The sequence below is a fragment of the Fibrobacter sp. genome (assembly GCF_045601785.1).
Classification (GTDB): Bacteria; Fibrobacterota; Fibrobacteria; order Fibrobacterales; family Fibrobacteraceae; genus Fibrobacter.
Map to the genome: position 1 here is coordinate 36,722 of NZ_JAZSAF010000075.1, position 24,253 is coordinate 60,974.

Genomic DNA, 24,253 nt, shown 5'->3' on the forward strand with positions numbered 1-24,253 from the left:
AGCGATGCGCGACAATCCCTACCTGTACATGTAGCTTGTTCCGTTGGGGAACTTGAGTTCCTGCATCCCAGCCGTATTGACCTGGGCGACCGAATTCACATCGCCACCGTAAAGGATGTAATTGCCTTGGTAGGTGGGCTTGAAAGCGGCCTTGTCGGAGCCGTAGTAGTTGCTACTGTTGTAGGTCTGGTTTGCGCAGCTGGGAGTGTCGGTGGAGAAATTGCCGAATGCGAGGAGTACACCGCCGGCAATCGAGAATCCGTCATCGGTGTCGATGAGACCTCCTGCAAAGTTATAGGCTCCGCAGTTGTTGCCGCCCTGCTGACTGGGACCCCAACCCATGCCCATCCCCATTCCCATGCCACCCTGATTTTCGTAGCTTTGGCCGGTAATTTCAAGAATCAACACGCCGCCGGTCATCTTGGCGGTGCCGTTTGCGTCCAGAACGTCGATCATGTCGCCTTTCGCGCTGATGTAGTGGTAGCCTCCGCTAATGGTGATATAGCCACTGCTCTCGCTGAACATGGCCATGGAGCTGCTGTTGTTTTTGGGACCACCACCGCCGTTCCAGCCGTCGTTGGTTGCAAATACAGATGTCACGCCGCCTTCGGCGAAAATCTTGAATGCTTCTATGCCTTCGAAGGCCGTGACGATGTTGATGGTAGATCCTCTCAGGTACAGGGCAGAATCGGCGTGAATACCTTTTTTCTTTGTAGAAATAGTCACGTCGCCGCCGTTCATGTAGACTTGCCAGTTGGTGCGCAAGGCGGAAGAATCAGATTTTACATCGATGGTGCCGCTGTTGATGTAGAGAAATTTTTCAGCAGATATTCCCTTGTTGGAAGATTCAATCTTGACGGTCGAGGGTTCGGTGGAATCGCTAATGTCAATGTAGTTGGCAGCCTTGATACCACTCTTGCGCCCTTTGATGGTAAGGTTACCTCCTGAAATTTTTACGAAGCCCTTGTTTGCCACGGTGTCCTTGAAAGAACCGTCTGCGTTTTCGACACATTCGTCGCTTTCGAGGCCATCGCCCGCTTTGGCGGTGATATTCAAGGTTCCACCGGAAATATGGAGACTGCCCTTGCCCTTGATGCCGTCGTCGGCTGCGATTACGGTGATGTCACCATTTTTGATTTTAAGGTCATTGCTGGACTGGATGCCGTTCTTGAAATTGCCATTCACGGTCAGCTTGCCTGCTCCCTTGATGTTCAAGTCGTCTTTTGCGTAAATTGCGGCCTTGGCCGTATCCTGCTTGCCGTTGACCGTTGTGAACAAATGATTCCCGTTGCCGTCTTCGACCACATTGGTGGTGCCTTTGACCAGGTGAATCACCGTTTTGTCGGCGTTCTTCACGAGGATGGGGGAATTGGAACTTTTCAAGGTGGCGTTATGGAGATAGATGCCGGTGTTGCCTTCGTTGTCGGTACCCGGAGTATTTACGACCACCTGAAAATCGGAAGATTCTCCTGTTACATAGTAGGCGCCCGGGCAAGTAATGGTTGCAACTTTGTCTGCAACTTCGACACAGCCGTTGTTGTTTTCAACCGTAGCCGATGTGCCGGAAAGTTTCAAGAGAATTTGCGTGCCGTTCAAGGTGCGAGCGTCTTCATTGTCGTTTTCGTCATCGCCAGTTTCGTTGCTCGGATTCGGGTTGGGAGGGTTGCCTGGGATAGCACTGCTGGAACTGAAAATGTCGTTGCCGCCTAGCTCACCGCCGGGAAATTCGCTGCTTGCGCTAGAAAGTCCTGAGTCGGGAAACTGATTGCCAGGAACCTGGGGGCCTGAATTTTGGTAGCCCGGATATTCTGTTCCCGGATTTTGGGTGTCAGGAATATCGTTCGTCGGAATCTCGTTGCCTGAAATAAATTCTTCGGGAGAAGTGGCGTAACCTTCGAGATTCGCTACGGCGTTATTCTCGTCGGAACATGCTGCAAACCACAAAGTTGCTGACACCGCGAACACTGGCAACTTGTTCAATTTCATACACACTCCTTTTTGCTTTTCGACATCCCAAAAAGGTAGACACCGCCTACAATAATAATTGCAATGGGTGGTAAAGTCAATAAAAGTAAACTTCTTTTTGTGTAAAAGGCGTGTAAAGTAGATCTTGATGAAATAACTACATTTTAGGAAGGTTGCTTTGATTTTGGAGAAAACAATGCGGCGCAAGGATAGAGAAGTTTTAGGCGACGAAAATATTGCAAAAATTATCGAGCAGTGTACGACCTGCCACATTGCGATGATAGACGATGTAAACGCGGGAATGGCCTACGTGATTCCGATGTCGTTCGGGTATAGTTTGATGGATGGTGTCCTGGAATTGTATTTCCACTGTGCGCATGTCGGCAAGAAACTCGACTGCATCCGCAAGAATCCGAATGTGGCGTTCAGCATGTGCGTCGAGAACCGCATCGAGATTCACGAAGATGTTTATTGCAAGAGCGGACGCTTTTATGCAAGCGTTGTCGGGCAGGGCAAGGCCGAAATCGTTGAGGATAGTGCAGAAAAATGCCGCGGGCTCTCGCTCCTGATGGAACGACAGGCCGCAGGCGCCGCGCACGGTTCAAGTTCCGCGCAGTCCGCAAAACCGGCGCAGTCTACGCACGCGGCCCCGCACAAGTTCGAATTCACGCCCGCACAGGCCGCCGCCGTGACCGTATTCAAGATAACGAGCACGAATTTTACCGGGAAGTCAAAGCCAGGCGTTACGGGCGCGGCGTTTGAGCGCCCGTAGAGGGGGAAGCGGCAGACACGGCGGAGCCGTGACTAAAGCGAGGGGGAGACCTCCACCTTTGACTGAAAATTGCTAAATTTGTAGCCACTATGAGTGAAGCTATTAACAATGTGAAGCAGGCGTTTGACGCAGAACTTGCGCAAACCGACCTTACGAACCAAGAAGCCGTCAACAACCTCCGCGTGAAGTACCTGGGCAAGAAGGGGGCCGTCACCGACCTCATGAAGCAGATGGGGAGCTTGAGCGCCGAGGAACGCCCGGCTTACGGCAAGCTCGTGAACGAACTTAAGGTCGCCGTCTCCGAGGCTATCGACAAGGCTATCGAGACCGCGAACCAGGCTGCCCTCCAGAAAAAGCTGGAAAGTGGCTTTGTAGATACGACGCTCCCGGGCGCGGGAATCCCCGCCGGCAGCACGCACCCGCTTTACGACGTGCGCGAAGAGATTATCGACTTCTTTAGCCAGATGGGTTTCGAAGTGGACTTCGGTCGCGACATCGAGACGGACTGGTACAACTTCGAGGCGCTCAATACGCCGCCCGACCACCCGAGCCGCGACATGCAGGATACGTTCTACGTGGACGACAAGGTGATGCTGCGTACGCATACCTCCGGCACGCAGATCCATTACATGGAAACCCACAAGCCGCCGTTCCGCATGATTGCTCCGGGCCACGTGTTCCGCGTCGACAACGATGCGACCCACGCCCCGATGTTCCAGCAGTGCGAAGGCCTGGTGGTCGACGAGAACATCAGCTTTGCAGACCTCAAGGGTGTCTTGCAGGTGTTCATGAACAAGCTGTTCGGCGAAGGCGTCAAGACACGTTTCCGCCCGAGCTTCTTCCCGTTCACGGAGCCCAGCGCCGAAATGGACGTGAGCTGCGTGTTCTGCGGTGGCAAGGGCTGCCGTCGCTGCAAGGGAACCGGCTGGATGGAAATCGGCGGTTGCGGTTCCGTGGACCCGAACGTGTTCAAGAACTGCGGCATCGATTCCGAGAAGTACACGGGCTTTGCATTCGGCTTCGGTCTCGACCGTATCGCGATGCTCCGCCACGCCATCCCGGAAATTGGCCTCCTGACCAGCAACGACCAGAGATTCCTCTCCCAGTTCTAAGCGGTGCGAGGTCGGGCTTCGCCCTTTGAGGTATGAGGTCTACCCATAGGGCATAACAACGACTAAGCCAATAAATTGGCAAGTCTTGTATAGCTCGCTTACAGCTCGCTTTGAGTATAAAAAACGGACCGTGTGGCCCGTTTTTTTGTATTAAATCGTTTTGTTTTCGGCGAATAGCCGAGTCGCTTACTTGATGCGGAGTCTTGCGTATTCGTACAGACCGAGCGAAAGTGCCACCGAGGCGTTGTAGGAGTGCGCTTCGGGCATCATCGGGATGCGGAGCACGGCGTCGCACTGCTTGCGGATAAACGGCGGGAGGCCCACGTCTTCGCCACCGACGGCAATCACCGCCTGGTCGCTGAATTCAAAGCCGGCGAGGTTCGTCTCGGTGTCTGCATCGAGACCGAGAATCTGGTAGCCTGCGAGTTTGAGTTCGCCGACGGCGGCTTCCAGGTTGTTCGGGCGGCAAATCTTCATCTTGTCGAGTGCTCCTGCGGCAGAGCGGGCGACAGCCGGCGTAATGCCGCACATGCCCTTGGCCGGGAGCATCAAAAGGTCTACGCCCAAGGCGAGCGCGCTACGGATGCAGGCGCCCAGGTTGCGCGGGTCTTCGATGTTGGTGCCCACGGCAATCAGCTTGCGTTCGCCTTTTTGCTTGGCGGCAAAGTATTCTTCGCGAATGTCTTCCCAAACCAGGAGTTCCTTTTCGTTCAACAGGGCGACCACGCCGTGGTGCTGCGTCGTATAAGTGTTCAGCACCTTGGAATCCACCTGCTGCACGTGCACATGGGCACGCTTCGCGAGCTTCTGCAGTTCGTAGAGCTTGGGGTTGCCCGACTGGTGCATAAAGAGCACGCGGTGCACTTGCATGGGGCTGCGTTCCAGAAGGTCGGTCACTTCGCGGATGCCGCCGATAGCGGTTTGCGGAGCGCCATCGGGGTCGCCGAAACTTGTGCGGCGGTCGCCATCGGTCTTGCGGCGTGTGAAACCTTCGCGGTCCTTGTTGAATCGCGGACGTTCGCTGTTAAAACCTTCGCGCGGCTTGTTGAAATCGCGGCGGCGGAAATCCTCGAATCCTTCGCGGTGTTCGCGGGAATCGTCACGCGGTTCGCGGTCCTTGAAGTTGTGGCGGATAATGCCGAACTCAGTTTCTTTGTTCTTGTCGAAAGCCATGTTTCTTCCTTTTAAAAATTTTCCTTGGATTGCTTCGCACGGCGTGCTTGCAACGACGTCCTGTCTTAGGGTTTTTCCCTACAAATGATAATCTGGTCCATCTTGATGTCGGTCAGCTTTTGCACGAGCGGCTCGACGCTAATCTGCTTGGGTGTCGCGATGCCTGCCTTGTGGGCGTTCGGGTGCTTTGCCAGGAACCTGTCGTAGTAACCCTTGCCGTGCCCGCAGCGTTCGCCGGTCAGGTTGAACTTGGTGCCGGGAACCAGGAATACGGTGAAGTCGCCTTCGTAGGCCGGAATGTCGCCGCGGGGTTCCATGATGCCGAACTTGCCCTTGACCAAATCTTTCTTGAGGCTTTGCACGTGGCAGAACTCCATGGTCGTGGGGCCCGTGCAGCGGGGGAGCAGCAGACGGTCTTCGTCGGCGAGCTGTTCAATAATCGGCATGATATTCGGTTCGCCCGTGAGCGGGTAGAACGCCGCCACCTTGCGCGATTCCCTGTAACCCTTGATGGCGTGGACTTCTTCCCACGGGTTTCCGATGAGTTCTTCGCCGTCGCGCTTTTTGCGCAACATCTCGAAAAGCGGCCGGGAGCCGAAAATCAAAAGGAGTAAGGCAGAAACGAGAAGTATAGATTCCATAGTATGCCTGCGGGGGATTTGTCCAGTAGCGGGCGGTTGAGGTGAGTCGTAAAAATTTAGTCGGGGTCGCCTACGCGCTTTGCGTTGGGCAGGTTCTGTTGCAAAATTTCGGTCCACAGGACGCGCTGCCAGTTCATGAGGTGCGCCTCTTCGTAGCGGGCCTCCCAGGGCATGTCACCCGGAGCGGCTAGCCAAATGAGCTGCGCCTTGTTGGCCAAGAGCGACGGGTCCAGTTCCAGTTCTTCGGCTTTAAGGTCGCGCCAGGTCTTGAGCACCGAAAGCAGGTCGGAGTTCGGCACCACCGGCGGGGGCGGGGCCTTGGGGAGTCTTTCGGGCCAGTCCGATTGCGGCACGGCCACGGCCGTCTGCAGCATGTTCACGAACGAATCCAGACGCTCGTCGCGGAAATTGCGGGGGAGCTTCGGCAACTTTTCCAAGTCCACGGTCGGGAAGTTGGCCTCGCTGCGGCGTGCGATGGCGAGCATGAGTTCCACCGGCATCACCTTGTAGGGTGGGCGGTCCAGTTCCTGAGCCTGGTTTTCGCGCCATTCCCAGAGGAACTTGAGCACGTTCAGGGCGCACGGCGAAAGCGGAGCAGAACCCGTGACGCGCCAGGGGTCCTTTCTCGGCGGGGCAGGGTGCTTGGCATGTTCGATCAAGGCATCGCACTGTTCGGTAAGCCAACTCATGCGGCCAGCTTCCTGCAGTTTTTCCACGAGAATCGCGCAGAGTTCGTGCAGGTAGAACGTGTCGTGGATGGCGTATTCGCACATTTCGAGCGGCAGCGGTCGCGTGGTCCAGTCGGCGCGCTGGTTTTCTTTCTTGAGTTCGTCACCGAAGTATTCGCGCACCAAGTCCGCAAGGCCCAGGTGATCTTCGCCCAGGATCTTTGCCGCGAGCATGGTGTCAAAAATCTGCTTGGGCGAGAATCCGTAAGTCTGCCACAGCAGTCGCAAGTCGTAGTCGGCGCCGTGGAAAATGAGCGTCTGCATGGCGCGGGCCTTGAACAGAGGGGCAAGGTCAAGCCCACACAGCGGGTCCACAATGTAATGGTGCTCGCCGATAGTAATCTGGATCAGGCAAAGACGGGTGGTATAATGGTACATGGAATCCGCCTCGGTATCGACGGCGGCCATTTCGTACAGCTCCAAATCCGCGAGCAAATTCGCGAGCGATTCTTCGCTATCTACCAGTATGTATTTCTCGTCTTGCATCGGTAGGGTGAAATGTAATAAAATTTTTAAAGGCAATCCGGATGACTTATAAAAAGGGGGAAGAATCCCCCTGCTTGCAGCCCCGGCATACGTCATTGCGAGCGTAGCGAAGCAATCCATAGCCGGGTCTTCCAGCACCCCCTCACCTAAGGGGCTCCGCCCCCTAAAACCCCCGGGAAAAGGGATTGTTAGCCCGCAATATTCCTTGCTTGCGCAAGGTTGCGGTCTAACCCTACGGGCTCGATGCAAGCTGCGCTTAAGAGCGTCAAAAGGGATTGATTCGTCGCTAGTCTCCGGTCTGCGACCGGCTAGCTCCTCACCCTGACGGGCTTATCGCTGCGCTCAAAGTCCTAAATTCTTTTCACGGGCTTCGCCCACAAAAGAATTTAGTCGGCCCCTCTTCGAGTGTCCGTGTCCATCGCCTACTTGTAAAAACAAAAGAACCACCTGTTAGGTGGTTCTTTCGTTTTTAGAGCGGGAAAAGGGACTCGGACCCTCGACCCCGACCTTGGCAAGGTCGTGCTCTACCAACTGAGCTATTCCCGCGGGGTTGCCCAATTATAGAATAATTGGGCGGAGGTGTCAAGGGATTTGGAGGGAAAATTGAAATATTTTGCAAATTATGCAGTTTTCCCTTGACAAAAGAACGGTTTGTTTCTATATATGAAAATATGAATAATTGTTCATATATAAAAAATTCGGAAAGCGAAGTCTCGATGGACGTTCTTTTTGAACTGTCGGAGTTCTTCAAGTTCTTTGGCGATACCACGCGTATCCGCATTATCCACTTGATGCTTTCGGGCGAAATTTCGGTGAATGACATTGCTGAAAAGTTGAACCTGGAACAGTCCGTGGTGAGTCACCAGTTGCGCATTCTGCGTACGGCGAACTTGGTCAAGCCGCGTCGCGATGGTCGCAAGATGTTTTATTCGCTTGACGATGAACATATCGGATTGATTTTCAATACGGGTCTCACACATATTCTGCACAAGAAGGGTAAGTAAATGCCTGCTGTTTTAGAAATTCTGGAAAAGTTTGTTTGGCAATTCATTACACTGTTTTCGGAGATGGCGCCGTTCCTTTTGCTCGGCTTTTTGCTTGCGGGCATTTTGCATGTGTGGGTGCCGAATCACTTGTATGTGCCAAAGATTGCAAAGCCGAATTTTAAGTCGGTGCTTTGGGCTGCGCTGTTTGGCGTGCCGCTCCCGATTTGCAGCTGCGGCGTAATTCCCACATCGATTGCGCTCCGGAAAGAGGGGGCGAGCAAGGGTGCGAGCGTGAGCTTCTTGATTTCGACGCCTGCGACAGGCGTAGATTCTATTTTGGCAACGTATTCGCTGTTAGGCGGACCGTTTGCGATTTTGCGCCCGGTGGCCGCTTTTGTAACGGCAATGCTTGGCGGCGTGTTTACTAACTTGGTCACAAAGAACGAGCCTGAAACGGGTGTTGCCGTGCTTGAAAATTCTCACGAGCATGAGCATCACGAACATCACAATCACAAACACCGCGATTGTGAAGGCGACCATTGTTCCTGCGGCCATGATGATCACGATGAGCATGCGAAAAAGTCTTTTGCGCAAAAGTTGAAAGAAACTTTTGAATACGGCTTTGTAAACATGATTGGCGATGTGAGCAAGTGGCTGACGATTGGCCTTTTGCTCGGTGCCCTGATTGCCGCCTTTGTTCCGGATGATTTCTTCTTGTTCCTGCACGAATACCCGCTGCTTTGCATGTTGGTGGTGCTGGTGCTTGCCATGCCCATGTATACGTGCGCGACGGGCTCTATTCCGCTGGCGTTGGCCCTTGTAGAAAAAGGCGTTACGCCGGGGGCTGCCTTGGTGCTGTTGATGGCGGGCCCTGCCACGAGTATCGCAAGCATGTTGGTCGTGGGCAAGGCTTTTGGCAAGCGCACTCTCGCGGCCTACCTTGTTTCGATTGCACTTGGAGCCATGTTCTTTGGCTTTGTGGTCGACACCTTCTTTATGGATTCGTTCCTTGCTTCGATGCTCTCGCACGGTTCTGCGGAATGTCACGGTCACGGCGCACTTGGCGTATTTGACTACGTTTGCGCAGTCGTGTTTGCCGCGCTGATTATTTACGCGAAGTTTGCGCATAAGGGTTGCGGCTGCGGACATTGCGGCTGCGGTTGCGACGATCATGATTGCTGCTGCGAAGGCGAAAACCATTGCGAATGCGGTGAACATCATCACGAACATGGCGAACATCACCATGAAGAACATGTGGTCAAATTCTATCGCGTGAACGGCATGAGCTGCAGTCACTGCAAGGCTTGCGTCGAAAAAGCCGTAAGGGTTCTAGACGGCGTGATTTCGGCCGAAGCCGATGTCGCGAAAAAGGAACTCCGCGTGGAATGGCACGACGAAGACGATATAGACGAAACCGACCTCAAGAAGGCGGTCGATGAAGCCGGATTTGAATTCGGCGGAAAAGTTTAACGGGCGCGGCTTGCGAAAATCTCGAAGTCTTCAGGGGTCGTAAGTTTGTCGTTCAGGTTGTTGCCTTTCACGATGTAGACCGGCTCGCCGAAGTATTCGAGAATGCTTGCTTCGTCGGTGGGGGTAAAGTTTAAAGGCTCTGCGGCAATGCGCCCGTAGAGCTTTTTCAGTAATGCGACCGAGGCCGCTTGCGGAGTCTGTGCCATCCATACGGTATTGCGGTCGATGGTCTGCTGCACGCAGCCGTCTTTTGCAATTTTGATGGTATCGACTGCGGGCTTTGCCACAAGGCAGCTGCCTTTTTCGACAAGCGTCTTGCACACATCGAGGATAATTTCTTTGCTGATGAACGGGCGCGCCACATCGTGCACCAGCACGAATTCGGCATTACTCGTGAGTGCATTTACGCCGTTTTCCACGGACTGCCAACGCTCTGCGCCACCCACGACAATTTTCAGTTTCGGGTGCGAAAAATCTTTCTCGAAATGATCTTTCCAGTCGGCGGGTACGGCCATCACGACTTCGGCGATTTCATCCATCGAAAGGAATGTCTCGAGGCTGTAGCGGTAAACGGGCTTGCCGCCCAAAACCATAAGCTGCTTGGGAATGTTCCCGCCCATGCGCTTGCCGAGTCCCCCCGCCGGGAGCACCGCTGCAAATTTACCAATCAAGTTTGCTTCACACATACCGAAAATCTAATATTAATTATCAATCATCAATTATCAATTATCAATTAGTCGCCCACGTGGCCGTTGTGGAGGCGTTCAAGGTAATCCTTGGTTTCTTTCGAGACAATTCCGCTCAAGAGAATCAGTGCGACCAGGTTCGGGAATGCCATGAGGCCGTTGAAGATGTCGGCGCTAGTCCATACGGCACTTACCGTGAGGTACGGGCCGATAAAGATAGCCGCGATGTAGACCCAGCGGTAAATCAGGGTGGCCTTTTCGTTCTTGCCGCCCATCAGGTACTGCAGGCACTTTTCGGAATAGTATGCCCAGCCAAGAATCGTGGTGAACGCAAAGAACACCAACGCGATGGCGAGGAAGAACGGTGCGATGACAGATCCGGCCGGAACGATGGCAAGTCCGCGGGAGAAGGCTTCCATGGTGATATTCACGCCTTCGAGACCGAGCTTCGGGTCCCATGCGCCCGAAACCACGATGGCAAGGCCTGTCATGGTACAAATGATAATGGTGTCGAAGAAGGTGCCGGTCATGCAGACGAGTCCCTGGCGAACCGGTTCCTTGGTCTTGGCGGCGGCCGCTGCAATCGGGGCAGAACCGAGGCCTGCTTCATTACTGAAGATGCCGCGGGCGATTCCCTTCTGCATCGCGATAAAGATGGTGCCGACGGCACCGCCGGTAATGGCGCTCGGGTTGAATGCGGCTTGCACGATTGTCTGGATCGCCAGCGGAATCTGGGCGAAGTTCAAAAGCAGCAAGAGCATGCAGGCGAGAATGTAGATAATCGCCATAATCGGGACAATGTAGGTCGAAACTTTTGCGATGCGCTTTAAGCCGCCGATGATAACGGTTGCGGCAAAAATCGTAACCAAAAGGCCTGCGATGGCGGTGGTCCAAGAAACGGAATTGCCACCGAGGTTAATGAATTCAGGGGCGTTCGGGGTGAGGCGGGCCATGGCGCTGGTGATACCGTTCACCTGAGTGATGGTGCCAATGCCAAGGAGACCCGCGCCGATGCCGAATACGGCAAATATGACAGCGAGCCATTTCATGTTCCAGCCAAAGCGTTCCTTGATGCCAGTTTCGATGTAGTAGAACGGGCCTCCCAATACCTTGCCGTCTTTGCCGATAGTGCGGTACTTGACGGCGAGCAGGCCTTCGGCATACTTGGTGGCCATGCCGAGGAATGCAGCCACTTCCATCCAGAAGAGGGCACCCGGACCACCTGTACCGATAGCGGTGGCGACGCCCACGATGTTACCCGTGCCGATTGTGGCTGCAAGGGCTGTGCAGAGGGCTCCAAAACTCGAAACTTCGCCTTCGCCGCCTTTTTCGTTGTGGAGCATGTAACGCAGTGCGTTGGGCAAGTTCAGAACTTGCATGCAGCCGAGGCGGATGGTGAGCAGGAATCCTACGAAGAGGATAATGACAATCAGGGGGACTCCCCAAACATAGCCGTCAATAGTATCTAAAATGGAATTTAAAGTTTCCATGAATAATCCCGTAAAAAAGGGTGGCTGTTTCGATTAACGGCCCCAAAGATAGAAAAGTTGAATCAGGAATCATTTTAAATTGCTAATTTTTGACACGGAATAAACAAAAGAGGAAATTATGTGCGAAAATTGCAATTCTAACCGTCCTGTCCGCGTCCGTTTTGCCCCGAGCCCCACGGGTTACCTGCATGTGGGCGGTGCGCGCACCGCTATTTACAACTATTTTTTTGCAAAACACATGGGCGGCACGTTTTACCTGCGTATCGAGGATACCGACCGTAAGCGTTACAACGAGACTGCCCTGCATGACCTGATGCGCGACCTCAAGTGGCTGGGCCTCCAGTGGGATGAAGGTCCGGGTTGCGAAGGCGACTGCGGTCCGTATTTCCAGAGCGAACGCCTGGACATTTACCATCGCGAAATCAAGAAGCTTTTGGATGCGGGCTGTGCCTACTACTGCTTCTGCACCGAAGAACGCCTGCAGGAAGTCCGCGCCGAACAGGAAAAGTCCCACGTGCCGGTTACGGGATACGACCGCCATTGCCGTAACATTAGCCGCGAAGAAGCCGAAGCCCGCATTGCTGCCGGCGAAAAGGCGGTGATCCGCTTCAAGGTGCCCGAAACGGGCGTCACCGAATTCGACGACATGATCCGCGGTCACATCAGCTACCAGAACGAACTTCTGGACGACCTCGTGCTCATCAAACGCGACGGTTATCCGACTTATCACTTTGCAAGCGTCGTGGACGACCACCTGATGGGTACGACCCACGTGCTCCGCGGCGATGAATGGATCAGTTCCACGCCGAAGCACGAACTCTTGTACAAGGCTTTCGGCTGGCAGCCGCCCGTATGGTGCCACCTGCCGGTGATTCTCGACAAGAACGGCGGTAAGCTTTCTAAGCGCAAGGGAGCCGCCTCCGTGGGCGATTTCCGCGACCTCGGCTACTTGCCAGAGACTCTCGTGAACTACCTCGCTCTCCTCGGCTGGAACCCGGGCGACGACCGCGAAGTCATGACCATCAAGGAAATGGTCGAAAGCTTCACGCTGGAACGCATCAACCCGAAGTCCGCGAGCTTCGACGAAAAGAAGCTGCAGTGGATGAACGGCCAGCACATCCACCTGTGCGACGACGCTTTCCTCAAGAACATCATGAAGGAAGGCCTGGCCGCCAAGGGTATCGACCTCTCGAAGGAACCCGAAGAACGCCTTGACGAAATCGTGAAGCAGCTGAAGCCTCGCGCCCACTTTGTGCAGGACCTGGCCGACATGGCGGTGTACTTCTTTGTGGCCCCGATGACTTACGACGAGAAGGGTGTGAAGAAGCACTTCGGCGAAGGTTCCAAGGAAGTGGCGACCCTCGTGCGCGACATGCTCGCTTCTATCGAAGACTTCAAGACTCCGGTTATCGAGAAGGGTTTCTACGATCTCGCCGAACGTTGCGGCCACAAGGTGGGTGAACTCGTCGGTGCTCCGCGTCTCGCTGTTTCTGGCGTGACCGCAGGCCCTGGCCTCTGGGAAATGTTTGAAATCATCGGCAAGGAAGAAGTCCTCCGCCGCATCGACGTCGCAATGCCGCTGATGAAATAGTTTTGAGCTATGGGGGCGCTCGTAAACTCGCTTTGGGCAACCTCAAAGGGAGCTGGCCGAAGGCCGTAGGCGACCGACCTCATACCCCAAAGGCACGAAGTGCCGACCCCATAGCTAGCACTAAATCCTAACCACCAACCACTAACCACCAACCACTAATCACTAACCACTTCTCATGCGATCCCAGTTTCCCCATAGGTTGTACACTCAAAGGCTGTTTTGCCGCTGTTGCCAAAAGGTGACAGAACACGGCGTCTATGCCCGCGAGGCGTATTCCACCTTTGGTGGGATGGATCCGCATATACCCTTGCTGTGTTGCTGTGATGCGTGCAAGACCATCTTTGTCGCATTCTCTCACGAGTTCGTCTTTTGCCGCCACGACTGCGTAAACCAGGACTATGCAAAAATCTTCGGGTTCAACCGTATTGCTCCGGGCAACTGGATCTACTTCAAGGGAACGCCCAAGCCGGGTGTCGTCAAGAGCATATTCCAGGGACCTGACAAGGAAATCGTCGTGGTCAATTACGATGGCGGGCCAGACCAAAAGTTTGAGCTCCCTAAGGTGGAATTGGACCGCGAAGAATCTCCGGACGGTTACAGGCTCTTACCGGCACAGAGTGCGTTTACCTTGCTGGGCGATTATGTGTACCATGCCATCCGTAACCAGTTTGGAATTGCGGTCGGCCTTGTAAACGATGGTGAAAAAGACAAGTTAGTCGTATTACTCAAGGACAATACGCTGGTTTTCATCACGCTTCCGCCGCTGGCGCAGAATTTGCCTAACGATAAGTTGTGCGAGATGGTGAAGGGTAAGCTCTCTCAGGTGTTCCCTGAACATTGCGACAAGATTTTGGTGGAAGCGGGGCAGGGAATCGTTTTTCTGAAGGGCTTGGTCAAGAATTTTTCGCTCCAGCGAGAGATGGATGCCTGCGTGAGTGCGCTTCCCCGGGTGCGCGGGTGCGTCAATTTTACCAAGATACAGGTTTCTCCGTTCATTACGGATTCTGAAATTGAGAATGCGGTTTATGAACTGCTCGAAACGCCCGGAATGTGCATGTTCGATTATAAGGTGAGTGTGTCTGGAGGTAGGGTGCAAGTAGAAGCGTCCTGCTACTCTGGAGAACGTCCGAAGGATATCGAGATGCGTCTTGGAGAGATCCCGGGTGTCCGTGACCTTATTTGTTTGATCAATGAAATTTCCGATCCGATGAATGTGGAACTCTGCAAGGAAATAGAGACTGAGCTTTCGATGAATTCCCTTCTGCACGGTACATCTATCCGCGTTTCGTGCAACAACAAGAAGTTCTTGTTGGAAGGTCGGGTGCAGTCGACCATTCAAAAGCAGCTGGCGTTGTTTACGCTTCTGAAAAAGGCGAAGACGACCGCTGTCGAAAATCGTTTAAGATTGAAATAGGAGATGCCTATGGCTACCAGTTACGAAAAAATCAATGCCATTAAAAGTAAGCTGAAAGTCAAACAGACCGTGAAAAGCCTTGCTCATCTGATGGGTTGCGGTCCCCGAACCATTTTCCGCCATCTCGAAGTCATTGCCGAAGAAAATTGCGGACTCCGCAAGTTCAAGGAAGCGGGCGAAACCTATTATATTATCCAGACCGAAAAGAGCGCGAACTTTAATCAGGATGTGGTTAAACAGCTCGAAAAGATCAAGAAAAACTTGTCCGAGACTTCTGCAGCAGATATCAAGACGACTAAGCTGCTGGACAAGCTGATCAAGGTCATGCAGACCACCGATCCCGAAGATTTTAAGCCCGATGCCATTACGACGGACCCGGACTATGTGCTTGATTACGGTCCGTTTAGCGACGACAAGCTGAATTCGACTCATGTCAATAAGGTACTCAAGGCGATTCATGAAGGTTTCGCGATCAAGATTCAGTATAGCCACGCAACCGATCATTCCGCTGTCATCGACGAAAACAAGGAAGTTTTCCCGGTCAAGGTGATTATGCGAATGGATACATTGTATCTGATTGCCGGCGAAGAAGACGACAAGGGAAATCAGGTTTTCAAGAATTACCTGTTCGAGCAAATCAAAAATGTACAGGAAACGAACCATGCCGTGCCGAAGTTTGTTTTTGACGCCGCGACGCATTACAAGTACGCATTCGGCAAGTATACGGGCAAAGACAAACCCGAAGATATCTCGCTGGAAATTCGCAACAGGTGGCTGCAGACGCAGTTTGAACGTTCCCACTTTAATCCCGCGATTTCAAAGCGTTACGACAAGAACAAGAATATGATTGTGGATATGAAACTCCGTATTACGCCGGACTTTGTTTCTTGGCTGATGGGTGTTGCGACCGATATTCGTATTCTGAAACCTGCTTCGCTTAAGGAAACGGTCAAGCAGAAACTGAAAGACGCTTTGTCCGAAATGGACCGTTAAAATGGAATCGCATAATCTTTCCGATTACAATTTTGAGTTCCCGAAGGAGCTGATTGCGAGCCGCACGGCAGGCAAGGGGAAAACCCGCATTTTGCATTGCCCCAAAGATGGCGGCGAACGCCGCATCATGAAGGCTCCTGAAATTGTCGACTTGTTCAAACCGGGTGATTGTCTGGTGGTGAATAACACTAAGGTGATTCCGGCACGCTTGTACGGCCATACCATGCACGGCGGCGAAGTGGAAACGCTCCTGGTGCAGGCCTTGATTCCTGCCGAAGATGGCTCCGCTCGCTACGAGGCGCAGGTGCGCCCGGGCAAGGCATTCAAGATTGGTCGCGAGCTCGATATTGCGGGTGTCAAGACTGTTGTCGAAGACATCAAGGAAGACGGTGCCCGCGTGCTGCGCTTTGCGGTAACGCCGGTGGAACTCGAAGCGGTGATGAACCGCGAAGGCCATGTACCGCTGCCACCTTACATTGACCGCCCCGATGACGAAGACGACAAGAAAGCGTATCAGACCATTTTTGCGAAGTATTCCGGCGCAGTGGCCGCCCCGACGGCGAGCCTGCACTTTAGCGAAGAAATGCTCGAAGCCTTGAAGGCGAAGGGCGTTTACGTTGCCGAAGTCACGCTGCATGTGGGTCCGGGAACCTTCCAGAATATTTCGGTGGAAGACTTTACGCAGCACAAGATGCACGGCGAACATTATGAACTCACCGCCGAAAACGCCGACATCATCAACAAGGCCAAACGCGACGGTGGCCGTATCGTGACGGTGGGCACCACGAGTACCCGCGTCATCGAAACGATTGCCGATGCGAACGGATTCCTGAAACCGCAAAAGGGAATTACCCATGCGTTCTTCTATCCGGGATACCGCTACAAGATTGTGGACGGCCTCTTGACCAATTTCCACTGGCCGAAAAGTAGCCTCATTTTGCTGGTGTCCGCCTTCTATGGCCGCGAAAACACCCTCGAAGCCTACAAGATGGCTGTTGAAAACAAGATGAAGCTTTTCAGCTACGGCGATGGAATGCTGATTCTTTAGAGTCCGCTTTTTAAGGCTGCTTCAGGAATCCAGAACCAGTCGGGCCTGTATTCCAGTTCGTAACAAGCTTCGTAGATGGCCTTGCCCAGTACATAGGGCGAGGCCTCTTCTTTTAATTGCGCAACGGAAATGCCGGATTCACGGCTGTAGCCTTGCAAGAAGGCTTCGGCCGTGAATTGCTCGAATTCCTTGTCGCCGCGGCATTTTTCTGTTGCGTTGTTTTGCCGAACGGCGCTGGCATAGGCGAAGCTGCGGAGCATGCCGGCTATGTCGGCGGCGGGGGAGCGGAGCCTGCGCCTGTATTCCAGAGTGCGGGTGGGTTCGCCTTCAAAGTCCAGCACGATAAACTTGCCGTCTTTATAAAGCAACTGTCCTAAGTGATAATCCCCGTGAATGCGCTGCGGCGCTAGTATCTTGGAGGTGTCTGTCATTCTGGAGTGACCAACGGGAGCGATAGAATCTATATCGGTTGCGCTTTTCGCAATCGTTTCCACTCGCGCCACCAGATCCTGTTTCCCGTTTGCCTGCAGTAAGGCAATCAATTTGTCGAAGGGAACTTCTTCGGACTGTACGGGCGTGCCGTCTAAATCTTTGAGCGCCTTGTGCATTTGGGCGGTCGTGCGTCCGAGCTCAAGTGCCGCGTCTGCAAAAAAGTTCTGGCTGTCGGATTGCGTTTTCTCGTTCGGTGTGCGGACCATTAAATCCCAAGCACTTGTAGCGCCTTCGATATGATTTTCGAGAATGCCGATAGCGTAACTTGCGGTGTAATCTTGATATTCGATGAATCCTAGAAGTTGCGGAACACCGTCAAAATGGGTCGCGTTCAGTTGCGAGAGGATTTCTTGTTCGGGGTGAATGCCTGCCTGTAGACGGCGGAACATCTTGAAAAAGGACTTGCCCTTGACATAGAAGGCGGAATTGCTCTGCTCGGCACCTAGCGGGGTTGCTGTTGCGAGCGACGCGCGGTCAAGTTCTGCGAACCGCTGGAATTTGAAAAACCCGTTGCGGGCCTTGTACGCCTGGATTGCGGCAAAGCTTCCAAAACCTTCGGCGAGAAGGGCGCCCGCTTTAGATTCGTCGCTCATGGTGGCGTACAGGTCGCATGTGCCGTTTTCGAATTCAACTTTAATAATTTGGAGTTGTACGCCCGCGATTTCGGCAGAATCCATTTCGCTGATTTGACGGATGGCCTGCCCCTTGCCCATGAACCAGCGCTTGGTAGAAATATCGGAAAGCATTTACCTAATTGATAATTGATGATGGATGATTGATAATTTAAAAATATTTATTGTCCATCATCAAATCCTATCTTCTACTTGGTAGTGCAGAAAAGAACCCTTGGCTTCTCAGTGTGGCAAGGATTTTGAGTTGATTTTCAAGGTGCTCTTTGAGAAAACCTTCGATGACAAATTCGGGAATTCTTTTTTGCGGAACGAAAGCTTTGGGGACGTCCTTGTAGTCGCTGAGTTGCCAGTTGGCAAGCAGCTTGGGCAGAAACTGGTCCCAGGGGAAAGTGTCGCCGCGATTCAGGAAAAACCTAGCCGGTTTTTTCCCGTCTTTTTCTTCGAGCAGAAGCGAACCGTCTTTATAGCAACAAAAAAGCGCAGCTCGCCGTTCCTCGTTCGAGGTGGCGGGCTGCGCGGGAATGACAAGAACCATCTGCAAGGGTCATTTCCTTAGGCGGCGAGTTCCCGTTGGATTTGCGAATATTGGTAGCTCGAGATTGCTGTGATCTTGAGAACCAGTTCTCGCGTGATGCCGGCCTTGATTAACGCCTTCGCATACTGGAGTCTGCTTGTGTTCGACATGATTTACCTCACACCATTAGACGTTGTCGATCCTTTAGAATGAAAGATATATTAAATTTTTGACACTGGAAAGCCCTCAAAAATTATTTTTTTGCCACGCAATTTTGAAAAAATGAACCTAACTTGTTGATAGGTAGTGGATTAACTGCAATTTTGCAAAATCTGTATAGTGTGATTTGGATCAATCTAAGATGAAATATTTTGGATTGGAATATTTTGGATTAGAGTAAGTCTCTTAAAACGGGAAACTGTTTTCGATAGTTTTCTTGAGGTGCAGATTCGATGCGCGCCTGGATGATTTCGTCGCCTTCGGAGTGTGCCTGGGCGATGATTTCTCCTTTCGGGTCGATGACCATGGAGTAGCCGTTGTAGGTGCCGTCGGAACTGGTGCAGTTGACTGCGGCGATGTAGACTTGGTTCTCGATGGCGCGTGCCTGTAGCAATGTTTTCCAGTGTGCAATTCTTGCAGATGGCCATGCTGCCTGCACCGTGATGAGCCTAGCTTCTGCCTTGACAGCGTCGCGGTAGAGTTCGGGGAATCTCAAGTCGAAACAGATGGTTGCCGCGATATTCCAATCTGCTATTTTGAATAAATTAACTTTTTCGCCGGAGTTGAACTTTCCCTGCTCCATGAAAAAAGGACGGCGCTTGTCGTAGTAGGCGAATTCTAGCGGATTGCCCTGCTGGTAAACGCTGCTGTGGTTGAACAGTTTTCCGTTCAAACTTTTGATGCCGGCACCCATCACTGTACATCCGGTCTCGTTGGCAAGCGTACTTAAAAAGTGGGCGGTTTCCCCAGAGTCGCTGCTCGAAAAATCTTCGGCGGCTGTTTCCGGGTGCAGGGGCAGGTACCCGGTGGCAAACATTTCCGAAAGAATAATCAGCCCAGGGATGGAATCACTCGGTGTTTTGCGAATGCCTGCGGTCAGTTCAAGGACCTTGGCGAAGTTCTTCGCCTTGTCATTTGGGGCGATTTCCATCTGTACTAGGTAAATGTCGAGCATACGGTAAATATAGAACTTCGTTGGTAGAACTTAGAACTTAGTTTTTTCTATTTTAAAAAATATGAGATTACGCGCCCTGTTTGTTTTTGTGCTGTTTTTGGCGGTAGCCGTGTTTGCTGCCACTCCGACTTTGATTGTGGGTGTGGTTCTGGAATCGGAAACGGACTTGCCGGTGAAGGATGTTGAGATTGCCTATGTTTCGGGCAAGAAGGTGGGCGAAACGGATTCCGATGGTCGTTTTGAATTGACGGTCGATTCCAGGAATGCTTCGCTCATTTTCAAGAAGCCAGGCTTTGACAGCGTATCGGTGGAACTGCAGGACTTTGCCGACCTGTTCGACATGGTGGTGACGATGCAGACGACCGCCGATGTGCGTAACCTGGGTACGAGCACCGTGGTCGGCGGTGGTGGCGACAAGGTTCAATGGACCTTTGAGCGTAAGGTAAATCTGGACAAACTCGAAGATGCTGCCGGCATGCGCTTTGATGTGACCGAGCACCTGAGCCAGATGCCTGGCATTTCGGGACAGAAGGATTTTAGCAGCGCCCTTTACTACGAAGGCTCCCGTGCAGGTGATGTTGCCTACCACCTGGGTCGCTTGCGCATTCCGAACATGCGCCACCTAGATGTCGGTTTCCCTGGAAACCTCTCGGTTGTGAACCCGCACATCTTGAGCGGCATCGAAATCCACGACCACTACGGCGAAGGTCCCATTGGTCAGGGACTTGCAACATCGGTGCAGTACATTCCCGAGCAAACCAAGGGGGAATGGGGCCTGCGTGGAACCGCTGGCATTACGCTTCAGGAAGTGGTGGTCGATGCTCCGTGGATGTTCTGGGACAGCTTCCGTTTTGCATTCCGCAGGCTCGACGACGAAATGCTCAAGAATCTGGGCGAAAAGTTCTTTACCGAATTCCGCAAACGCGACGGGGAATGCGTCGATAATTGCAACGTGAAGTCTTCGGATCCGTTCGATCTGACTGCCTATGACATCTACGCGCAGTTCAATGGTTCCGATTCCAGCGGAAATACCTGGGCGCTTCGCACCTTATACAGTTCCGATGAATACAGCATCCATCAGGATACCTCTACCGCCTACGACCAAGTGAACTCGATCGACATCATCGAAGGCAAGCAGGAATACCTGGTGGTGGGTGCCGAATACAACTCCCGCTTTGGAACTTCGGCACATGCGGGCTTTGTCCGCGAAGCTATTGGCGATACGCTCCGGGACACGACGGGCTTCCGCAGCACGGCGAATTCCAAGGATGCAGCGACCTTCATCGACGGCTACGAGCAGACCCATACGACCTTGACCGGTGGACTTGACAAGAACTTCAAAGGCTCGATCCTTGGTTCCAAGCTGAGTGGTGCAGTGCTCTATGAACACCATATCGTGGAACGCAAGTATCCGGACTTTGGCGGCAACCTGTCAGATGATTTCCAGACGGGAGTGCTTTCGGGTGCAGGTAGGCTCAACTGGCAGAGCGACTACTCCCAGAAGATTCTCTCTGTAGGTGCTATCGCTGATGCAGGCGAACATGAAGCTGCTCCGACGGCGTCCGTTGACTTTGAACAGAACCTTTCGAAAATCGATACAGCCTATTGGCGCCTGTTTGCAAATGCCGCCTACCGTAGCGACTGGAAACCTTACTACGATGACGGCGACTTGACGGGACGCCTAGAATCGGGTGTGTCCGGCAAGGTGGGTTTAGGCTACAATTCCAAGTACTTTGTGGCGCAGGGTTCCGGCTTTGGCCGCTACTATCCTGATCCGCTGCTTCCGATGCCTAAGGCTTATGCGCAGTACAATGACGTGACCCCAATCGACTTTGCGTGGGTCGCCGGCGCTTCGGGTACGATCGAGTTCAAGACATCGCACCATTTCTCGATGGCGACCAATGTGAGCTCCGTGTACGGTGAATATGAACTTGACGGCGGAAAGTCGCTCCCGTGGGAAGCCAATTCCCGCTTCGACATTCTGTCGCACTTCCGCTACTATCCGCGCAAGGACTCAATTGTCTCGGTGATTATTACACACCATGCGGCACTTCACCGTCCGGTGTACTACTACAAAATTACACCGTCCGATCCGAGCGACCGCAGCAACGGTACGCGCAGGCTCAAGGACTTCCACGACTTTACCGACATGTTCCGCACCGATGCCCGCGTGAACCTGGACCTGTTCGGCAACAAGTACTTCTTCAGGAGTGCGCGCTTCTACGTGGAAGTGGACAACATCTTTGCGAACCTGGATGTCGATGCGCTCAAGTTCCTAGGTAGCGAAAATGCCCGCGAGCGTTCGTGGGTGACCCGTGACGACAACGAGAACTCTGCCGATGGCTACGACCTGGTTCCCTTCATGGCGAAGGGTATGGGACTCTATGTGCAGTTCGGTGTCGAAGTGCAACTGGGAATTTAATAGGTCGCTTCGCTTTGAGGTAAGAGCTCGGTCGCGTAGCTCCCTTTAGGCTTTGAGTAAAATGCGAAGAGTGGCATCCTGAGCGGAGCCGAAGGATCTTGAAAGAATTAAGGATGAAAAAATTTCTAGTAACTTTGTTGTTCTTTTGGGGTTCGTTTTGCTTTGCGCACGAAACGGATTCCCTGTTTGTGCCGCCGAAGCCTGAAAAGCCTCTGCGTTACTGTTCTTCGGTAAAGAAGTGGATTGATTTTGCGACGACGGATTCCAACATGGTCGAGATTACGCGTCTCAAGGGTGTGCGCATGGATTTGCGTTACGCGACCTTTGAAAATGTGACGGGACATGACCTGTATTGCGGCGTGCAGCGCGCCTTTGTGCATAAGGATGCTGCCGTAAAGCTCCGCAAGGCAATCAAGATCATGGAGCGTGAAATGCCGGGCTCTGTGCTTGTGATTTTTGATGCCTCGCGTCCGCTGTATGCGCAGGAGGCTTTGCGCAAGACGGTGCGTGGAACGCCTTATTCGACCTATGTGTCGTCACCGACGACGGGTGGGCTCCACAACTTTGGCTTGGCACTAGACTTGAGCATTACCGATAGCATCGGTGCTTTGCTCGATATGGGTACAGATTTTGATTCGTTTGAACGCTGTGCCGGTGCGGTGGGCGAGGCCGATGCGCTAAAGAGCGGACGACTCACGCAACAGCAGGTCGATAACCGCAATAAGCTTCGCAAAATTATGAAGGGTGCCGGCTGGGTTCCGCTTGGCAGCGAGTGGTGGCACTTTAACGCATACCCGAGCAAGTACGTGCGCGAGAACTATTCCAAGTTTCCATTATAGTGCGGTGCATCCGCACTCTTTATTCGATTTCTACCTTGATATCGACACCCTGTACCCAGGGTTTCGCGCCGTTTATGACGGGGGAGAGAATCCTGCGAACAGGTGCTAGGTCTTGAGTCTTGATATAGAGTTTCGTCCAGTGTACATTTTGAACGACGGGTATGAATGCGTCTACAGGGCCAAGCACCATGAGGTTCTTGTTCGCACGGAGAAGGGCTTCGAGTCGCTCCGTGGTATGGCGGAGCATGTCTTCGTCGCGGCTTCCGCAGCTGATTTCCACGAGTTTACAGAAGGGCGGGTAGAAGGCGGCACGCCGGTTTTCAAGTTCCTTCTCTGCAAAACCGTCAAAGTCGTGGTTCACGGCGAACTGCATCACGGGTTCAGAGGGCTTGAGCGTCTGAATGAGCACCTGGCCTTCGCCGCCGGCACGCCCCGCGCGACCTGCCGTTTGGCTTAAGAGTTGAAATAGCCTTTCGGTGGAGCGAAAATCGGGAATGCCGAGTCCGCTGTCTGCGCCAACAACCCCGACGAGTTGCACTCCGGGAAAGTCGTGGCCCTTTGCGACCATCTGCGTGCCGAGCAGCACGTTGTATTCCCTGTTGCGGAAGGCGTCAAGAATTTTTTCCGTTGCTCCCACGTTCTGTGTGGTGTCGCGGTCCATGCGCACGACTTTTGCGTTGGGAATCCATTCGGCGATTTCGTCTTCGAGCATTTCTATGGCACCACCCACGAATTCGTAAGTCTCTGCACCGCAAGCGCTACACGGCGTGTTTACCGGGTAAAGCGTAGCGCAGTAGTGGCATAGGAGTGATCGGTATTGCTTGTGGTATACAAGCGGAATGTGGCAGTGCTTGCAGTAGAGCGTCTCGCCGCATTCGGTGCAGACCCGCATCTTCGAAAATCCGCGGCGGTTCATGAGGATGATTGCCTGGTCCCCGCGCTCAATGCAGTCGGTCAAAGCTTCGCGGAGCGCGGGCGACAGGAGAATGCCCTTCTGCTGGTGCATCTTTCCCATGTCCACTATTTGCACTTTCGGAAGCGGCGCCTGCGTGGCGCGTTCCTTGAGCGTAACCGTCTTTAAATTTTTTGACTCTGCGTTATAGAATGTTTCGAGGCTCGGGGTGGCGCTCCCGAGAACCACGAGGGCACCGTACTTGTACGCCAAATGGAAGGCCATCTCGCGCGTGTGGTAACGAGGTGCCGGATCTTGCTGCTTAAAGGAGGAGTCGTGTTCTTCGTCGAGGATGACCAGGTCAAAATCGAATGGGGCGAGAATTGCGCTGCGGGTGCCGAGTACCACGCGGGAATCTCCGCGCAGAATGGAGAGGTAGGCGTCGCGTTTTTTGGGGGCGGAAAGGGCTGAATGGAGCACGACCACGTCAACTTGCAGAAAATCGCGGAAGCGTGCCGCCGTCTGCGGGGTGAGCCCGATTTCGGGAACCAAAATGAGTACCTTCTTGCCTTTTTGCATGGCGTCGCGGGCAAGTTCCTGGTAGACGCGCGTCTTGCCTGAACCTGTGATGCCGTGGAGCAGGACTCCGCGGAAACCGTCCTTGTCGAGTTCTTTGCGGAGTGTATCGAATGCGTTAGTTTGTTCTAATGTAAGCGCCGGTGCGTTCGGGGGC

Annotated in this window: 21 protein-coding genes and 1 tRNA gene; 10 read left to right on the plus strand and 12 right to left on the minus strand. The window is 53.3% G+C overall.

Translation table 11 applies throughout. The annotated features are described in order from the left end of the window. Positions 1-18: 18 nt before the first annotated feature. Entirely contained in the window at positions 19-1,986 is a 1,968-nt protein-coding gene (locus ACKI61_RS11920; RefSeq protein ID WP_407457912.1) for a carbohydrate-binding domain-containing protein, read from the minus strand. 175 nt (positions 1,987-2,161) lie between these two features. Here ACKI61_RS11920 and ACKI61_RS11925 point away from each other — a divergent pair, with 175 nt between their 5' ends. Both ACKI61_RS11925 and pheS read left to right on the plus strand, forming a co-directional pair. Continuing rightward, positions 2,162-2,737: a pyridoxamine 5'-phosphate oxidase family protein gene (locus ACKI61_RS11925; RefSeq protein WP_407457913.1), complete on the plus strand. Its 576-nt coding sequence runs from the start codon at positions 2,162-2,164 to the stop codon at positions 2,735-2,737. 89 nt (positions 2,738-2,826) lie between these two features. Further along, the gene (gene pheS / locus ACKI61_RS11930; RefSeq protein ID WP_072801315.1) at positions 2,827-3,849 is read left to right on the plus strand and encodes a phenylalanine--tRNA ligase subunit alpha; all 1,023 of its coding nucleotides are present in this window, start codon (positions 2,827-2,829) and stop codon (positions 3,847-3,849) included. A 186-nt stretch (positions 3,850-4,035) separates the two neighbouring features. Here the strand turns inward: pheS and ACKI61_RS11935 are convergent, their stop codons facing one another. From ACKI61_RS11935 to ACKI61_RS11950, 4 genes are all read right to left on the minus strand, one after another. After that, the gene (locus tag ACKI61_RS11935) at positions 4,036-5,022 is read right to left on the minus strand and encodes a TrmH family RNA methyltransferase (RefSeq protein ID WP_407457914.1); all 987 of its coding nucleotides are present in this window, start codon (positions 5,020-5,022) and stop codon (positions 4,036-4,038) included. A gap of 65 nt (positions 5,023-5,087) precedes the next feature. Next, a complete protein-coding gene (locus ACKI61_RS11940) occupies positions 5,088-5,597 on the minus strand; it encodes a 5-formyltetrahydrofolate cyclo-ligase (RefSeq protein ID WP_407457915.1) in 510 nt (169 codons plus the stop codon). A 122-nt stretch (positions 5,598-5,719) separates the two neighbouring features. After that, positions 5,720-6,877 (minus strand): HRDC domain-containing protein, encoded by a 1,158-nt coding sequence (locus ACKI61_RS11945; protein WP_173653552.1) that lies wholly within the window; start codon positions 6,875-6,877, stop codon positions 5,720-5,722. Between the two features lie 473 nt (positions 6,878-7,350). After that, positions 7,351-7,423 (minus strand) — tRNA-Gly (locus ACKI61_RS11950). A gap of 125 nt (positions 7,424-7,548) precedes the next feature. Between ACKI61_RS11950 and ACKI61_RS11955 the strand changes: the two genes are divergently transcribed. Together ACKI61_RS11955 and ACKI61_RS11960 are read left to right on the plus strand one after the other, a co-directional pair. Next, positions 7,549-7,881: an ArsR/SmtB family transcription factor gene (locus tag ACKI61_RS11955; RefSeq protein ID WP_407457916.1), complete on the plus strand. Its 333-nt coding sequence runs from the start codon at positions 7,549-7,551 to the stop codon at positions 7,879-7,881. Beyond that, positions 7,882-9,333, plus strand: coding sequence for an SO_0444 family Cu/Zn efflux transporter (locus tag ACKI61_RS11960; RefSeq protein ID WP_407457917.1), 1,452 nt, complete (start codon positions 7,882-7,884; stop codon positions 9,331-9,333). On the opposite strand, the gene ispD is transcribed toward ACKI61_RS11960, so the two are convergent. Next, a complete protein-coding gene (gene ispD, locus ACKI61_RS11965) occupies positions 9,330-10,019 on the minus strand; it encodes a 2-C-methyl-D-erythritol 4-phosphate cytidylyltransferase (RefSeq protein ID WP_407457918.1) in 690 nt (229 codons plus the stop codon). The genes ACKI61_RS11960 and ispD overlap by 4 nt on opposite strands. Before the next feature lie 47 nt (positions 10,020-10,066). Continuing rightward, positions 10,067-11,509, minus strand: a complete 1,443-nt coding sequence (locus ACKI61_RS11970; RefSeq protein ID WP_407457919.1) for an alanine/glycine:cation symporter family protein — start codon at positions 11,507-11,509, stop codon at positions 10,067-10,069. 118 nt (positions 11,510-11,627) lie between these two features. On the opposite strand from ACKI61_RS11970, the gene gltX reads away from it, so the two are divergent. From gltX to queA, 4 genes are all read left to right on the plus strand, one after another. After that, positions 11,628-13,100, plus strand: coding sequence for a glutamate--tRNA ligase (gene gltX / locus ACKI61_RS11975; protein ID WP_407457920.1), 1,473 nt, complete (start codon positions 11,628-11,630; stop codon positions 13,098-13,100). A 238-nt stretch (positions 13,101-13,338) separates the two neighbouring features. Continuing rightward, entirely contained in the window at positions 13,339-14,514 is a 1,176-nt protein-coding gene (locus ACKI61_RS11980; protein WP_407457921.1) for a BON domain-containing protein, read from the plus strand. 9 nt (positions 14,515-14,523) lie between these two features. Further along, entirely contained in the window at positions 14,524-15,507 is a 984-nt protein-coding gene (locus ACKI61_RS11985; RefSeq protein ID WP_407457922.1) for a helix-turn-helix transcriptional regulator, read from the plus strand. Position 15,508: 1 nt separating this feature from the next. Then, a complete protein-coding gene (gene queA, locus ACKI61_RS11990) occupies positions 15,509-16,555 on the plus strand; it encodes a tRNA preQ1(34) S-adenosylmethionine ribosyltransferase-isomerase QueA (protein WP_407457923.1) in 1,047 nt (348 codons plus the stop codon). On the opposite strand, the gene ACKI61_RS11995 is transcribed toward queA, so the two are convergent. The 4 genes from ACKI61_RS11995 to ACKI61_RS12010 form a co-directional block, all read right to left on the minus strand. Further along, entirely contained in the window at positions 16,552-17,793 is a 1,242-nt protein-coding gene (locus ACKI61_RS11995) for a phosphotransferase (RefSeq protein ID WP_407457924.1), read from the minus strand. The two genes, queA and ACKI61_RS11995, sit on opposite strands and share 4 nt — an antisense overlap. A gap of 67 nt (positions 17,794-17,860) precedes the next feature. Then, complete coding sequence (locus tag ACKI61_RS12000; RefSeq protein WP_407457925.1) at positions 17,861-18,220, minus strand: hypothetical protein; 360 nt, start codon at positions 18,218-18,220, stop codon at positions 17,861-17,863. Positions 18,221-18,231: 11 nt separating this feature from the next. Next, the gene (locus ACKI61_RS12005) at positions 18,232-18,363 is read right to left on the minus strand and encodes a hypothetical protein (protein WP_407457926.1); all 132 of its coding nucleotides are present in this window, start codon (positions 18,361-18,363) and stop codon (positions 18,232-18,234) included. A gap of 221 nt (positions 18,364-18,584) precedes the next feature. After that, the gene (locus ACKI61_RS12010) at positions 18,585-19,367 is read right to left on the minus strand and encodes a nitrilase-related carbon-nitrogen hydrolase (protein WP_407457927.1); all 783 of its coding nucleotides are present in this window, start codon (positions 19,365-19,367) and stop codon (positions 18,585-18,587) included. Between the two features lie 61 nt (positions 19,368-19,428). On the opposite strand from ACKI61_RS12010, the gene ACKI61_RS12015 reads away from it, so the two are divergent. Next, positions 19,429-21,789, plus strand: coding sequence for a hypothetical protein (locus tag ACKI61_RS12015; RefSeq protein ID WP_407457928.1), 2,361 nt, complete (start codon positions 19,429-19,431; stop codon positions 21,787-21,789). A 134-nt stretch (positions 21,790-21,923) separates the two neighbouring features. Continuing rightward, on the plus strand, positions 21,924-22,628 hold the full coding sequence (locus ACKI61_RS12020; protein WP_407457929.1) for a M15 family metallopeptidase: 705 nt from the start codon (positions 21,924-21,926) through the stop codon (positions 22,626-22,628). Between the two features lie 19 nt (positions 22,629-22,647). Here the strand turns inward: ACKI61_RS12020 and priA are convergent. Then, positions 22,648-24,253 (minus strand): primosomal protein N' (priA, locus tag ACKI61_RS12025; protein WP_407457930.1); only part of this gene is annotated, 1,606 nt, incomplete at its 5' end.

Bases quoted from the DNA above. Each gene is read 5' to 3' on its own strand.
- ACKI61_RS11920 (WP_407457912.1), bottom strand. From the start codon at position 1,986: ATGAAATTGAACAAGTTGCCAGTGTTCGCGGTGTCAGCAACTTTGTGG.
- ACKI61_RS11925 (WP_407457913.1), top strand. From the start codon at position 2,162: ATGCGGCGCAAGGATAGAGAAGTTTTAGGCGACGAAAATATTGCAAAA.
- pheS (WP_072801315.1), top strand. From the start codon at position 2,827: ATGAGTGAAGCTATTAACAATGTGAAGCAGGCGTTTGACGCAGAACTT.
- ACKI61_RS11935 (WP_407457914.1), bottom strand. From the start codon at position 5,022: ATGGCTTTCGACAAGAACAAAGAAACTGAGTTCGGCATTATCCGCCAC.
- ACKI61_RS11940 (WP_407457915.1), bottom strand. From the start codon at position 5,597: ATGTTGCGCAAAAAGCGCGACGGCGAAGAACTCATCGGAAACCCGTGG.
- ACKI61_RS11945 (WP_173653552.1), bottom strand. From the start codon at position 6,877: ATGCAAGACGAGAAATACATACTGGTAGATAGCGAAGAATCGCTCGCG.
- ACKI61_RS11955 (WP_407457916.1), top strand. From the start codon at position 7,549: ATGAATAATTGTTCATATATAAAAAATTCGGAAAGCGAAGTCTCGATG.
- ACKI61_RS11960 (WP_407457917.1), top strand. From the start codon at position 7,882: ATGCCTGCTGTTTTAGAAATTCTGGAAAAGTTTGTTTGGCAATTCATT.
- ispD (WP_407457918.1), bottom strand. From the start codon at position 10,019: ATGTGTGAAGCAAACTTGATTGGTAAATTTGCAGCGGTGCTCCCGGCG.
- ACKI61_RS11970 (WP_407457919.1), bottom strand. From the start codon at position 11,509: ATGGAAACTTTAAATTCCATTTTAGATACTATTGACGGCTATGTTTGG.
- gltX (WP_407457920.1), top strand. From the start codon at position 11,628: ATGTGCGAAAATTGCAATTCTAACCGTCCTGTCCGCGTCCGTTTTGCC.
- ACKI61_RS11985 (WP_407457922.1), top strand. From the start codon at position 14,524: ATGGCTACCAGTTACGAAAAAATCAATGCCATTAAAAGTAAGCTGAAA.
- queA (WP_407457923.1), top strand. From the start codon at position 15,509: ATGGAATCGCATAATCTTTCCGATTACAATTTTGAGTTCCCGAAGGAG.
- ACKI61_RS11995 (WP_407457924.1), bottom strand. From the start codon at position 17,793: ATGCTTTCCGATATTTCTACCAAGCGCTGGTTCATGGGCAAGGGGCAG.
- ACKI61_RS12005 (WP_407457926.1), bottom strand. From the start codon at position 18,363: ATGTCGAACACAAGCAGACTCCAGTATGCGAAGGCGTTAATCAAGGCC.
- ACKI61_RS12010 (WP_407457927.1), bottom strand. From the start codon at position 19,367: ATGCTCGACATTTACCTAGTACAGATGGAAATCGCCCCAAATGACAAG.
- ACKI61_RS12015 (WP_407457928.1), top strand. From the start codon at position 19,429: ATGAGATTACGCGCCCTGTTTGTTTTTGTGCTGTTTTTGGCGGTAGCC.